The organism is Streptomyces sp. CLV115, assembly GCF_038448545.1.
GTDB classification, from domain to species: domain Bacteria; phylum Actinomycetota; class Actinomycetes; order Streptomycetales; family Streptomycetaceae; genus Streptomyces; species Streptomyces sanglieri.
Genome location: NZ_JBCEWQ010000028.1, coordinates 59,234 through 70,956, shown reverse-complemented (window position 1 = coordinate 70,956; position 11,723 = coordinate 59,234). Strand labels below are relative to the sequence as shown.

Below are 11,723 nucleotides of genomic sequence, written 5' to 3'. Positions count from 1 at the left end.
ACCGAGGAGTTCGGTCGGGGCCGGCACCGGTTTCCGCGTCGGCACTTGCGTCGTTTCGCGGTTCCGAGCCGGTCGGAGTACGTCACGGGGTGGATGCGTCCTGGAACCGGCGGGAGAGGTAGTTGAACCAGGATTGCTGGAAGGTGGCCGCGAGTTGCGACTCGGGGGCGAACAGGTCGAAGGCGTGGTAGGCGCCCGGGTAGAGGTGCAGTTCGACCGGGACTCCGTGCGCGCGCAGGCGTGTGGCGTAGTCGAGGTCCTCGTCGCGGAAGCAGTCGAGTTCGCCAACCGCGATGAAGGTCGGCGGCAGTGCGCTGAGATCCTCCGCGCGGGAGGGCGCCGAGTACGGGGAGACGTCGTCGGTTCCGGCGCGGTCCCCCAGGACCGCCTGCCAGGCCAGGATGTTCGTGGAGCGGTCCCATATGCCGATGTCGGTGATTTCGTGGCTTGACGCCGTCTGGTTGCGGTCGTCGAGCATGGGGTACGTCAGCGACTGGAACAGAGGTGCCGCGCCGCCGCGGTCCCGGACCAGCAGTGCGGTGGCCGCGGCGATGCCTCCGCCGCCACTCTGGCCCGCGATGCCGATTCGGGCGCCGTCCAGGTCCAGGGTGTCCGCGTGGCGGCTGAGCCACTGGTAGGCGGTGAAACCGTCCTCGGCGGCGCCGGGTGAGGGTGTTTCCGGGGCGAGCCGGTAGTCGACCGCGGCGACGGCGCAGCCGAGCCGCGAGCACAACCGCTTGAGCCAGGGGTCGTCCTGGGCCGCGAAGCCGAGCACCTGGCCGCCGCCGTGGAACCAGAGCATCACCGGCAGCGGTCCCTGCGCGGTCGTGGGCCGCAGCAGGCGAACCAGCACGTCGGGGCCGGACGCCCGGCTGACGCGGTGCTCCTGCGTAATGACCGACGGGGCGTCGGGCTCGCTCTCGGCCATCGACTCGGCCTGCGCGCGGAACGCCGCGCGCGTCGCGGGGATGTCGGTGAGGTCGAACGCGCCGTTGGGCGTTATGGGGACGCCGTCGAGTGCCTGGTTCAGTTCCCGGTCCATCAGCAGACGGGAAACGGGCATGGTCGTGCCTGCTTTCTTTCCTTGAGGGGCGCCGCTCCGGGCGGCGCCGGACGGGCGGCTCAGGCCTGGAACTCGTCGATGACGACCACGCCGGTCGGCCCGTACGTCTCCAGGGACTCCAGCACCCCGCTCGCCTCGTGGAGGCCGACTGTGCGGGTCACGATCCGGCCGGGGTTGAGGCGACCAGCGGCGATCATGTTCAACATCGTGCCGAACCGCTGGCCCTGCATGCCGAAGGCGCTCAGAATCTCCAGCTCCTTGACCATCATGACGTCGATCGGCAGCGCGACGTCCCCCTTCTCCGCGGCGGTGGTGTGCCCGAGCTGGAGGTGGCGGCCTCGCGTGCGCAGGGACAGGACGGAGTTGCGGCAGGCCTCGGCGATCCCCACGGAGTCGACCGACACGTGCGCTCCGCCCATGGTGAGGGTCTTCACCGCCTCCGTGGGCTCGTCCTTCGCCGCGTTGATGGTGTGGACCGCGCCCAGGGCCCGCGCGGCCTCAAGCTTCTCGTCGGTGATGTCGATCGCGATGACGTTGGCCCCCGTCGCCGCGGCGACCTCCACCGTCGACAGGCCCATGCCGCCGCCGGCGCCGTACACCGCGACCCATTCACCGCCGCGGACCCGCGCCTGGTCGACGACGCCGTGGAAGGCTGTCATGTAGCGGCAGGCGAGAGCGGCGACGTCCACGAAGCCGACGGACTCCGGCACGCGGACAAGGTTGACATCGGCGAAGCGGACCATGACGTACTCCGCGAAGGCGCCCCAGTAGGACACCCCGGGCACGAGCGAGTCCACGTGCTCGCACACCTGCTGATTGCCGCTGCGGCACATCTCGCACGACCCCTCGCCGGGGTTCATCGGGAAGATGACACGGTCGCCTTCCTTCCACCCCCGCACGTCCCGGCCGACCTCCACGACGGTGCCGGCGAACTCGTGGCCGAGAACGAAGGGGGGCTCGACGCTCGGTCCCCCCGTCCAGAAGTTCCCTGCCCACAGGGCCCAGTCGGTGCGGCAGATCCCGTTGGCGCCGACGCGCAGGATCGCGCCGTCCGGCGGGCATTCGGGGTCAGGCACGTCACGGATGACGAGCGGCTTGTTGAGTTCTTCGATGACTGCGGCGCGCATGGGCGCGACCTCCTTGTGGCTCGTGATGCGGCGAGGACATTCAAAGTCCACCGGTTTAAGCGGTGGACTTTGAAGCTAAGGGGTTGCCCGGCGTCATGTCAACCACATAAAGTGGTGGACATGAATGACAAGGACGGTCGACGCGGAGGGCGCCAGCGCGCCAAGGCCGACTTCCGCTTCGACGACGCGCGCCTGTGCTTCGCCTTGGCCGGCACCCTGGCGGATCGCGGCATGGACACGCCTTTCGAACGGCTGGCCCGGCCGGACGACCTGGACCGCTGGAGCGTGGAGAGCGGCTGCACCACAGTGGCGCCGGTCTGCACCGAAGCCGACCTGGACCACGCCAGACGACTACGCGAGGCGATCCAGCGGACGGGCCAGGCTCTGGCGGACGAAGCCCCACCCGCCGGCGAGGACATCGCGCTCATCAACAGCGCGGCCGCCGAGCCCACCTCCGTACCCGAACTCTCGGCCGACGCGGCCTCCGTGCGCCGGCACGGGGACGGGGTCGCGGCGGTGCTCTCCATGGTCGCGCGGGATCTGATCGAGCTCTGCGGCTCGGAACACCGCACACGCGTCCGCATCTGCGGAAACCCCGCGTGTGGCACACCGTTCGTCGACACCTCCCGAGCGGGCGCCCGCCGCTGGTGTTCGATGAAGACCTGCGGCGCCCTCGCCAAGAAGCGCACCTATCGGGCCAGGTCGCAAAACGGGTCCTGACCCCCGGGCCTTGGAAGCCGGAGAGACTTGGACCTTGAAGGTCCGGAAGAACGGATGGCCATTCTCGGGCGACTTCCCGATGCCGACCGCGCCGCCCGATCACCACTTGACGTGCGCAGACCACGGCAGAAGGCTCTGTCGTTATTTTGGGGGCAGTTGGGCATCGGCCTTGTGTGATGGGTGGGGTTCGCGTCGCGGACGTTCTGTTGCCAGGTGTCGAGGTTCAGGCCGAGAAGTGGCACTCACGGATACAGAGGTTCGGCCGGCTGTGCGGTCGGGCCGCATGTCCCGACTGCGGACGAAGACCCTCAAAAATGCACTGCTACTACCCGCGGGCTCTCGCGGATCGTCCGGTCGCAGGCAGGCGTGCACGACTCCCGCCGACTCATGTGCGGGAACGATCAATGCGACCGAACGATCAATGTGACCGGCGGAGACTTCCGTCCCACCAGGACACCCTTCCTTGGATCTGCAAGTCCTCCGGTGTGATGACCGTGTACGGCACCTGCAGCACACTGTTCTCGGTCTCGCGCAGCCACCGCCCGGCAGCCTCGATCCCTCGCCGCCAGTACGCCCCTTCCGGAACGATCATCCGCAAGCGCACAAACCGTGTCGGTACCGCCGGGTCTCGGCCTGGGGCCTGGCTGGGCTGCAGCGGGCGTTCCGGCCGGACCTTGTGCTGTGTTGCGCTGGGGCAAGATGTGTCGATGGAAACAGGTGAGCGGCTGCGCCGAACCCGGTCCTATTACTGGGGCTGCATCTACGCCAGTGACGAAGAGGAGGGAGACTTCGATGACTTGGACGGTCCGGGCCCGATATGGACCTCGCATTGCTGGGTGACCATTCGAGTCCGGCACGCACGTCTGGTTGCCGAGGACGAAGCGGACGTTGACCTGGTGGTGGAAGTCCGTCAGACGGCGGCAGCAGACTTCGCTTATCAGGCAACGATCGACCTCCCGTCCGGGGTGCTGTCCGTCGGAGACGCTGACAGTGACGACACACTCCGACTCGCGCCAGGCACATGGCTCATGCAAGTAGACCTTGACTCGCCGGACGACGCCACCAATGTACGGATCGTCCTGTCTCCGGCACGCCCATCCAACCAAGAGGAGTAGGAAGCCGTTGTCTTTCCGGTCATGGCCGTTGAGTTTCCGCTGGTCAGGGATGGATCCTGCGTCGGTGTGGAAGCGTCGAGGTGTCCTGCTTCTTGATCGATGAGGGTTACTGATGACGTCGGTGCTGGGTCTGCTGGAGGCGAAGGAGTCTGCCGCGCGGGAGGCTGTCGAGCGGGCGCGAGAGGAAGCCGCAAGGATCGCGGCCGTGCTCGAAGAGGCCGAGCGAGTCGTCGAACGCCTGGTCATCGCCCGGGAAGCGGTGGTGGAGGTGCTGGCCGAGCCGGCCGGCCGGGGCATGGATGTGGTGGAGGAGAACGCGGTGGCCGCCGCGGTGACGGGATCACCGGTCCCCTGCCAGAGCGGTCGGCTGGCCAGGACTGTCCTCGCGCCGGACTACCAGCGGATCATCTCGGTGCTGGAGACCGAGGCCGGGGCGGGCCGGGACAGAGTGCGGGCCAAGGAACTCGCGGTCGCCCTGGGGCTGGCAGCGGTGCCTGCGAAGATCGAACGAGTGCGTTCGCGGGCGAAACGCCTGGCCGAGCGCGGGTGGATCATCGGGCATCAGTCCGGGGAATTCAGCATCGTGACGCCGTGACGATGCGGTTCAGGCCGCCAGGGACACCGTCGTCGGAGCCGGGTGGGTGCGGCGGGCGAGGCGGCGGCTCATCAGCATGGTCATCGACCACGAGATCATGGACTCGCTGGTGGCGGGCAGCGTCTCGTAGTCGCGGGCCGGCCGGCGTGAGCGCATCAGCCAGCTCAGCGTCCTCTCGACCACCCACCGCCTCGGCAGCACCACGAAACGCGGCTCGTCACTGCGCTTGACGATCTTGAGAACGAGGTGGAGTTTCTCCCTGGCCCAGTCGACGAGCATGCCGGTGTAGCCGCCGTCCGCCCAGATCAGACGGAGCGAGGGGTGCGAGGCCCGGGCCCGTTCCAGGAGAGGTGTCGCGGCCTCGCGGTCGCCCACGTTCGCGGCGGTGACCGCGACCACCAGCAGCAGGCCGAGACAGTCCGTGATCACGTGCCGTTTGCGGCCCGGCACCTGCGGCAACAGAGTCTCCTGGGTAGATCGGCAGGCTTCAACACCCCGAACTACCAAGAGGCCCTGTCCTCATGCACCGACCACCCCGAGATCGCCCGAACCAGAAACCCGTTCGACCCGCATGTTCCAAGATCGTTTGAGATGCGGGCTTCTGACGGGGGCTCCAAACCGCCACATGCTGCGGCGGCTGAATGCTGACCGTGATGAGCAATGTGGAAAGGAGCGGCAGCTATGCGCGCAGGGCACGTACCTTGCCATCGTTGCTGCCGAGGTAGAGCACACGGCCCACCACGACGGGCGGCGTGAGAACGTCGCTAAACGACGCGTTGAACTTCCAGCGCAGGTGGCCGCTGGCGGCGTCAACGGCATACACGTTGTATTCCCAGTCGTCGGTGCCGAGGTACACGACTCCGGACGCCACGGCGGGCGTGGCCATGATGCCGCCCTTGGTGACGGATGTCTTCCATCGCTCCTTGCCGTTGGCGGCATGGACGGCATGAAGGTGGTCATCCTCGCCCGAGAAGTAGACGTAGCCGCCGGAGACTGCCGGACTCCACGGCTGCAGCCTGCCCACGGCGAGCGTCCACCGTGGACGGCCGTTCTCCGCAGCCAGGGCGAACAGCTTGTGGCCGGTGGATGCGAACACCGTCCCGTCCGACACGGCTGGAGAGGCGAACAAACTTTCGCCTGCATTGAACTTCCACCGCTGATGGCCGTTCCGGATGTTCAACGCGTACAGGTAGCCCGAACTGGTCCCCACGTACACGGTGTCGCCCGAGACGGCCGGGGTGAGAGTGTAGATCTCCGCGTTGTGCTCGGCCCAAAACTCCCAGCGCTTCTTGCCGTTGGAGGCGTGCAACGCGGACAGGACGGACGAGCCGTCGCCATGCGCGAACACCGTGTCGCCGGAGACGACCGGTGACACGGCCCGCCCGACGAGGTCGCTGGTCCACCGGCGCTTGCCGCTGTCCGCTTCTATCGCATAGAGCTTCTGGTCGGTGGATCCGACGTGGACGAGTCCGTTGGCGACCGCCGGTGTCGCCTGCTGGGGGCCTACGTTCCGTTCCGCCCCGGAGATTCCGATGCGGCACGCCCACCGCTTCCTGCCGGCAGCAGTGTCCAGCGCGGTCAGGTAGCCGTCGAAATCGTTGACGTAAACCGTGCCTCCCGCCACCGCCAGTCCCAACGGAACCGCGCCGTTGGTGCCCGCCGCCCAGATCTGCCGGTCGGGGGCGGTGGGCTTGCCACGGTTGAGTGAACCACTGCTGAACAGCGCCCATCCGCCGATGCCCAGTCCCGCGGCGGCGCCGGCTCCAGCCAGAACCGACAGAGTCTTCCTGCGGGAGGGCCCAGGCTGTGGCCCGCCCGCGAGCAGGCTCCCGGACCCGGACCCGGCTGCCGGTTCGGCCTGGGCCGGAGTCACTGCCTGGCTGCTTGCCGTCCAGCGCGGCGCCGTGTGCGTGACCGCATCGTGTACTGACGGAGGTGGAACTGCATCCGGCGTCACGACCGTCGGCACGGGCTGAGGCGTGCCGCTGCCGCTCACCCCCGCCACGAACGCCCGCCAGTCCGCGAGCCCTCCCGCCCGCTCGGCCATCGCAGCAAGTTCGTCCAGCAACGCGCCCACTGTGGGCCGCTGTTGCGGATCTTTTGCCAGGCACCGGGCGACGACGTCCCGTAGCTCGGAAGGCACCGACGACACGTCCGGTTCCTCGTAGACGGACCGGAACATCACCTCCGGCGCGGAGCCGGTCCCGAACGGTGCGTTCCCACCGGCGGCGAGGGCCACCACCGCGCCCAGCGAGAACACGTCGCTCGCAGTCCCGACGGGCCTGCCGGTCAGTTGCTCGGGGGACATGAACCCGACTGTCCCCACCACCGCACCGGCGTTGGTCAGCGCGGTCGCCCCGCCGACCAGGGAGATACCGAAGTCGATCACGAGGGGGCCGTCCGGGCCCAGAAGTACGTTCGACGGCTTGAGGTCCCGGTGGACCACGCCCGCCCGGTGAATGGACTCCAGCGCCTCGGCCAACCCGGCGGCCAGCACCAGCAGTGGTCCCTGCGGCCATCCGCCGTGCGCCGCAACAGTGTCCGCCAGCGACGGCCCGCGGACGTACGACGTGGCCAGCCACGCCGGTGAGCCCTCTGCGTCGGCGTCGACCACGGGCGCGGTGAAGGCGCCGCTCACCGCGCGGGCCGCGGCAACTTCCCGGGCGAACCGCCGCCGGAACGACGGATCCTCCGACAGCTCCGGCCGCACCACCTTGACCGCGAACTCCCGTCCGCTGCGGGAAAGTGCGAGGTAGACGCGGCCCATCCCGCCCTCCCCCAGGCGCCCCACGATCCGGTACGACCCGACTCGCTCAGGGTCCCCCGTTTCGACGGGCCTCGACAACTCCACGCCGCGCCTCCCCATTCCGCTGATGCCGCCTGAGCGTACTCGTCTGCGTAACAGCACGCCCAGGCCGCAGCTGGTCCTGCTCTTCGCGGTCCCGGACCACATGCAGGCCGACCGGCCGCGCGGCAGACTCCTTCGCCTCCAGCAGACCCAGCACCGGCGTCATCAGCAACCCCCATCGATCAAGAAGCAGGACGCCCCCAACGCTTCACACCGACGCAGAACCCACACCCGACCAGCAGAAACTCAACGGCCATGACCGGAAAGACAACGGCTTCCAAGGGCAAAACCTGAGCTGGGCTTCTGCCCAGCTCACGACAAGAAAACGGCGGAGTCCGGATGGCGAGGTCGGCTGGTCGACGGCGGCCCAGCCGATGGTGCCGGCCGGCCCAACTGCGGTGGTGACCCGCGGTTCGGCGGCCTCGGGGCGGGCCAGGGTGTGAAGGCCCTGGTGGACGATGACGCCATCGTGGGTGATGGTGAGCCGGTCAGGGCCGGTGGCCGCCGCCGTATGGGTGGACACCGTCAGGAACGGCCGCACGGCGCCGGACGTTGGGCCTGCGTGGTGATGATGTCGAGCCTTCTAGCCATGGCCGTGCTGGTGATGGTGCCGTTCCTGCTTGCTTCGGCCCGCCACGTCGTCATCCGTACTGGCCGGCCCGATTGGTTGCGACATGCCGTCGCGGCCCGCACACCACCTCATGCTCTGGGTGTGGGGGCGCCGGTCGCCGATGAGCTGCATGCGTTCCTCAACTCGGCGAAGCGCGTGGAGATCGAACACCGGGTGGAGGAACAGGTCCTGAAGGACGACGCGCTGGACGGCGCGCCGCCCCGCATGGGGGTGGACCTGGAAGCCGGTACAGCGGTGGTCCGGCAGAAGCCGAAGTCCTGAGCGCGGACCGGGCATCGGCGGCCGATTCGCCGTCGGCCGACGGTCCGCTCCGAGGAAGATCAGTAACGGCTGTCACCGATGGCCCCAAGGCCGTCATCCCCTCCCACCACACTGCCCCATGAAGAGTCGGTCGACCTGCCCGGCGAGCCACCACCGTCACCTCTCGTGAACATCAGCCAGCCCATTGATCAATGACCGCTGTCGAAACTCGGGTTCCGGCTCAACTTCTGTGGTGACGGAGTGGCGGTCAGTAGATCCGGCTGGCGCACTCGGAGAACCAGCAGGTCAGAGAAACGGTCTGGCACGGAGGTGGGCGGGCCATGCATAGCACCACAGAAGTTGAGCCAGAACCGAAACTCGTCAACAAATGCTGCTGCTGAAAGTGAACGAAGCCAATGCCTGGGCGGCTTGTCGCTGATGGTGGATGGCCTGGGATCGAGCCTGGTTGCGGCGTCGCCAATGGGACCAATCGAGCCGGTGGGCCGTGTCGTGGACGGCCCAGCCTTCTCACCGGGCGGGGGCAGGGTCAGTCAGCGGTCGAGGTCGATCGTGAAGCGCCTGATACCCGAACCGATCGTGTCGGCGTGGACCGAACCACGAGCCCGGTCGAACACCCCGGTGCCGCCGGTGATCGCGTTGTCGAACGAAGGGGGCGGGATCGCGACGCCGCCCTCCTCGTTGAGAATGCGGAAGACCATCCCCTGCACGGTGAGCTGGCCGCCCGGGAGGCTGTAGGTCACAACACACTCCTCCGCTCCGCGGTTCTCTACCGTGGTGGTGGTGCAGAAGCCGTCGGTTTCGCCGACCACGTTTTCGTCGTTCTGGTCCTTGAGGATCGAGCGGACTACGGTCCGATCGCCCTGGGCGGCGGGGCCGTCGGGGTTGACGGGGAAGCGCGACTGCTGCGCGAGATGGCCGATGAGAGTGATGACCCGGTCTCCGCCCTTGGCGTGGTCGGAATCGGTGTCCGTCGCGGCGGCCGCGACAGGGGCGCAGGCGAGAAGGGCGACCAGCGCAGTCGCCGTGCCGAGACAGGCTGCTCTGATAGGGCGCATCGTGTTGCTCCTGAGGTTGATGTTGATGGATGGTCAGGTGCCGCATTCATAACCTCGGCGGTGCCGCCGCCCGGAACGTCCCGGCGCGACTCACCGTCAGATCCGACCAGTCGGACCAACCCGGGACGAGAGGCGGCCCGGCCGACCGCGCACTACGAAGGTCGCGATCAACAGCTGGAGTACTAGGCACTGTTTCTCGGATCATGTTCGGAGCCAGATGGCGAGGGCTGCGAGGGTGACGGTGCCGAGGTAGATGTAGGCGCGTTTCTCATAGCGGGTGGCGACGGCGCGGAAGCCTTTCAGGCGGTTGATTGCGCGTTCTACGGCGTTGCGCTTCTTGTATTGCTCGCTGTCGAAGCCGGTGGGACGGCCGCCTCGGGAACCGCGATTCTTGCGGTGCCTCTGCTGGTCGAGGCGTTCGGGGATGGTGTGCCGGATGCCGCGTCGTCGCAGGTATCGACGGTTCTTCCGAGAGGTGTAGGCCTTGTCCGCCAGGACATGGTCGGGCCGGGTCCGGGGTCGGCCGACTCCGATGCGGGACACGGATACCTGCTCCAGCACTCGCTCGAGCTGGGGGCCGTCACCGTAGTGTCCGGGTGTCAGGACGAGGGCGAGGGGCCGGCATCGCCCGTCGGCGGCAAGGTGGATCTTGGTGGTGAATCCGCCGCGGGAACGTCCCAGACACTCGCCGATCTGACCACTTCCTCCAGCCGGACCGTCAGTTTCCTCAACACCGGATCGACCTGGTTCGTCCCCCCACCGATCCCCTTTTGACGGGCCGCGACCACCGGCGCCTTGCGCGCTCCGGCGGCGTGCTGGTGGGCCCGCACAGCTGTCGAGTCCACCGAGACGTCCCAGTCGATCTGGCCCGCGGCGTCCTCGGCCGCCTGGATCCGCGACAGCAGCATCGTCCATGTTCCATCCGCTGACCAGTGGCGATGGCGTTTGTAGACGGTCTCCCACGGCCCGAACCGCTCCGGCAGATCCCGCCACTGGACACCGGTCCGCACTCGGTAGAGAACCCCGTTGATCACCCGACGGTGGTCGCTCCACCGGCCCCCGCGGGCCCCACCAGGAGGCAAGAACGACTCCAGCCGGTCCCACTCCGCATTCGTCAGATCGCCACGGCCCATACAAACAGGCTGACCCCAACACCCCACGCACGTCAGGAGATCCGAGAAACAGTGCCTAGAACACCCCTGTACGGCGTTCTTGTGATGGTGCTTTAGATCTTTGGCATGGGGTTGCTATGGCCTGGTGTTCTGTGTTTCTGGTGGGGATTTGAGGGCGTGGGGAGCGGCGGGATGTGGCCGCTCCTGGAGCCTGGCGGGAGTGCTGTGACCGGGCGTGAGAGGATCGCGTCGTGACCATCCACCTGCATGACTTCGACGGCAAGCACTCATTGACGTTGGACGCCGGTGGCCTGGCTGCGGATGCCGCAGTAGCCGCCGCCGGACACGAGCCGAACGGGTACTTCTGGGAAGGTCTCGTGCGGTTTGCCTGGCCGGACATCGCCGAGTACCTGGATTTCGACAGCGAGGCTGGCATGTTCTGCGCGGTCGGTAGTTTGAGCGACCTCGCGCGACTCAAGACGGAGTTCGAATCCGTCATCACCAACCCCGAAGCGGTCCGCGACATCATCGCCCGTGCGAAGAATTTGGGCTTCGAGTTCGACGATTAGTAGCTGTGACCTCTCGCCGGCTTGGGCGGGGTCAGGCCGCGGCCGGCAGAGGCATGCCGCCCCAGCGGAGACCTCGTTCGCTGCGGATGCGTGCCTCGTCGTCACTGCTCAGCAGACGGGGACGGCCTCCCGCCCACTGAGGGTTGAGGCATGCGAGCCCGATCTCGTTGAAGCTGTGGATCACGTCCCGGACGGTGTCCTCGTCCGCCTGGACCAACGCGCGATCACCGGGACGGTGCTACCACCGGCCGAGGCCAGCAGCATCATCGCCCGCCGGAACCGCACCGAGCTCGTACCGCCCCGCCGCACAGTCTGCTGAAGCTTCTGCCCTTCCTGCTCTCGTCGAGCATGCCGCCAGCCTCGGCATCGACATGGAGATCACCGCCCGCAAGCCTGGGAGCAGGGGCTTCACCCCGATACCGAAGCGGTGGACGGTCGAGCGAACCTACGGCTGGCTCATGCTCCACCGCCGCCTGGCCCGCGACTACGAAACCTTGCCCACCCGCTCCGAAGCCGTGATCCACATCGCCATGACCGACCTCATGGCCCGCCGCCTCACCGGTGAGAACACCATCTCCTGGCGCGACCCGAAAAAGGCCACAGAACATCCCATCTCGGGATGAGGAA

General features: G+C 67.8%; 12 protein-coding genes and 2 pseudogenes. 6 read left to right on the top strand and 8 right to left on the bottom strand.

The window, feature by feature from the left end; translation table 11 throughout:
- Positions 1–82: 82 nt before the first annotated feature.
- Complete coding sequence (locus tag AADR41_RS13305; RefSeq protein ID WP_342281574.1) at positions 83–1,063, bottom strand: alpha/beta hydrolase; 981 nt, start codon at positions 1,061–1,063, stop codon at positions 83–85.
- A 59-nt stretch (positions 1,064–1,122) separates the two neighbouring features.
- Complete coding sequence (locus AADR41_RS13300) at positions 1,123–2,190, bottom strand: alcohol dehydrogenase catalytic domain-containing protein (protein ID WP_342281573.1); 1,068 nt, start codon at positions 2,188–2,190, stop codon at positions 1,123–1,125.
- A gap of 120 nt (positions 2,191–2,310) precedes the next feature.
- Between AADR41_RS13300 and AADR41_RS13295 the strand changes: the two genes are divergently transcribed.
- From AADR41_RS13295 to AADR41_RS13285, 3 genes are all read left to right on the top strand, one after another.
- Positions 2,311–2,910 carry a CGNR zinc finger domain-containing protein gene (locus AADR41_RS13295; protein WP_342281572.1) on the top strand — a complete coding sequence of 200 codons (600 nt, stop codon included), beginning with the start codon at positions 2,311–2,313 and terminating at the stop codon, positions 2,908–2,910.
- Positions 2,911–3,617: 707 nt separating this feature from the next.
- Entirely contained in the window at positions 3,618–4,025 is a 408-nt protein-coding gene (locus AADR41_RS13290; protein WP_342281571.1) for a hypothetical protein, read from the top strand.
- Positions 4,026–4,137: 112 nt separating this feature from the next.
- Positions 4,138–4,620, top strand: a complete 483-nt coding sequence (locus tag AADR41_RS13285) for a hypothetical protein (protein WP_342281570.1) — start codon at positions 4,138–4,140, stop codon at positions 4,618–4,620.
- A 9-nt stretch (positions 4,621–4,629) separates the two neighbouring features.
- Here the strand turns inward: AADR41_RS13285 and AADR41_RS13280 are convergent, their stop codons facing one another.
- The 3 genes from AADR41_RS13280 to AADR41_RS13270 all read right to left on the bottom strand — a co-directional run bounded on the left by AADR41_RS13280 (position 4,630) and on the right by AADR41_RS13270 (position 8,009).
- Positions 4,630–5,070, bottom strand: coding sequence for a transposase (locus AADR41_RS13280; protein ID WP_342281575.1), 441 nt, complete (start codon positions 5,068–5,070; stop codon positions 4,630–4,632).
- A 229-nt stretch (positions 5,071–5,299) separates the two neighbouring features.
- Positions 5,300–7,486 (bottom strand): serine/threonine-protein kinase, encoded by a 2,187-nt coding sequence (locus AADR41_RS13275; RefSeq protein WP_342281569.1) that lies wholly within the window; start codon positions 7,484–7,486, stop codon positions 5,300–5,302.
- A gap of 190 nt (positions 7,487–7,676) precedes the next feature.
- Positions 7,677–8,009, bottom strand: coding sequence for a hypothetical protein (locus tag AADR41_RS13270; RefSeq protein WP_342281568.1), 333 nt, complete (start codon positions 8,007–8,009; stop codon positions 7,677–7,679).
- A gap of 48 nt (positions 8,010–8,057) precedes the next feature.
- On the opposite strand from AADR41_RS13270, the gene AADR41_RS13265 reads away from it, so the two are divergent.
- Positions 8,058–8,360 carry a DUF6191 domain-containing protein gene (locus AADR41_RS13265; RefSeq protein ID WP_342281567.1) on the top strand — a complete coding sequence of 101 codons (303 nt, stop codon included), beginning with the start codon at positions 8,058–8,060 and terminating at the stop codon, positions 8,358–8,360.
- Positions 8,361–8,890: 530 nt separating this feature from the next.
- Here the strand turns inward: AADR41_RS13265 and AADR41_RS13260 are convergent.
- On the bottom strand, positions 8,891–9,415 hold the full coding sequence (locus tag AADR41_RS13260) for a hypothetical protein (RefSeq protein ID WP_342281566.1): 525 nt from the start codon (positions 9,413–9,415) through the stop codon (positions 8,891–8,893).
- 201 nt (positions 9,416–9,616) lie between these two features.
- Positions 9,617–10,548, bottom strand: a protein-coding gene (locus tag AADR41_RS13255; protein ID WP_446751028.1) for an IS5 family transposase whose coding sequence is annotated in 2 segments (ribosomal slippage) — positions 9,617–10,171 and positions 10,174–10,548 — 930 coding nt in all. Because the reading frame shifts where the segments join, the coding sequence is not laid out codon by codon here.
- Positions 10,549–10,778: 230 nt separating this feature from the next.
- On the opposite strand from AADR41_RS13255, the gene AADR41_RS13250 reads away from it, so the two are divergent.
- The gene (locus AADR41_RS13250; RefSeq protein WP_342281565.1) at positions 10,779–11,096 is read left to right on the top strand and encodes an Imm51 family immunity protein; all 318 of its coding nucleotides are present in this window, start codon (positions 10,779–10,781) and stop codon (positions 11,094–11,096) included.
- A 94-nt stretch (positions 11,097–11,190) separates the two neighbouring features.
- Here the strand turns inward: AADR41_RS13250 and AADR41_RS13245 are convergent.
- Positions 11,191–11,405, bottom strand: a pseudogene (locus tag AADR41_RS13245) (helix-turn-helix domain-containing protein); the annotation flags it as partial.
- Between the two features lie 29 nt (positions 11,406–11,434).
- On the opposite strand from AADR41_RS13245, the pseudogene AADR41_RS13240 reads away from it, so the two are divergent.
- Positions 11,435–11,719: pseudogene (locus AADR41_RS13240) on the top strand (transposase); the annotation flags it as partial.
- Positions 11,720–11,723: the final 4 nt, after the last annotated feature.

Excerpts from the sequence above, each read along its gene's own strand:
- AADR41_RS13275 (WP_342281569.1), bottom strand. The coding sequence starts at position 7,486 with ATGGGGAGGCGCGGCGTGGAGTTGTCGAGGCCCGTCGAAACGGGGGAC.
- AADR41_RS13295 (WP_342281572.1), top strand. The coding sequence starts at position 2,311 with ATGAATGACAAGGACGGTCGACGCGGAGGGCGCCAGCGCGCCAAGGCC.
- AADR41_RS13305 (WP_342281574.1), bottom strand. The coding sequence starts at position 1,063 with ATGCCCGTTTCCCGTCTGCTGATGGACCGGGAACTGAACCAGGCACTC.
- AADR41_RS13265 (WP_342281567.1), top strand. The coding sequence starts at position 8,058 with ATGGCCGTGCTGGTGATGGTGCCGTTCCTGCTTGCTTCGGCCCGCCAC.
- AADR41_RS13285 (WP_342281570.1), top strand. The coding sequence starts at position 4,138 with ATGACGTCGGTGCTGGGTCTGCTGGAGGCGAAGGAGTCTGCCGCGCGG.
- AADR41_RS13260 (WP_342281566.1), bottom strand. The coding sequence starts at position 9,415 with ATGCGCCCTATCAGAGCAGCCTGTCTCGGCACGGCGACTGCGCTGGTC.
- AADR41_RS13300 (WP_342281573.1), bottom strand. The coding sequence starts at position 2,190 with ATGCGCGCCGCAGTCATCGAAGAACTCAACAAGCCGCTCGTCATCCGT.
- AADR41_RS13290 (WP_342281571.1), top strand. The coding sequence starts at position 3,618 with ATGGAAACAGGTGAGCGGCTGCGCCGAACCCGGTCCTATTACTGGGGC.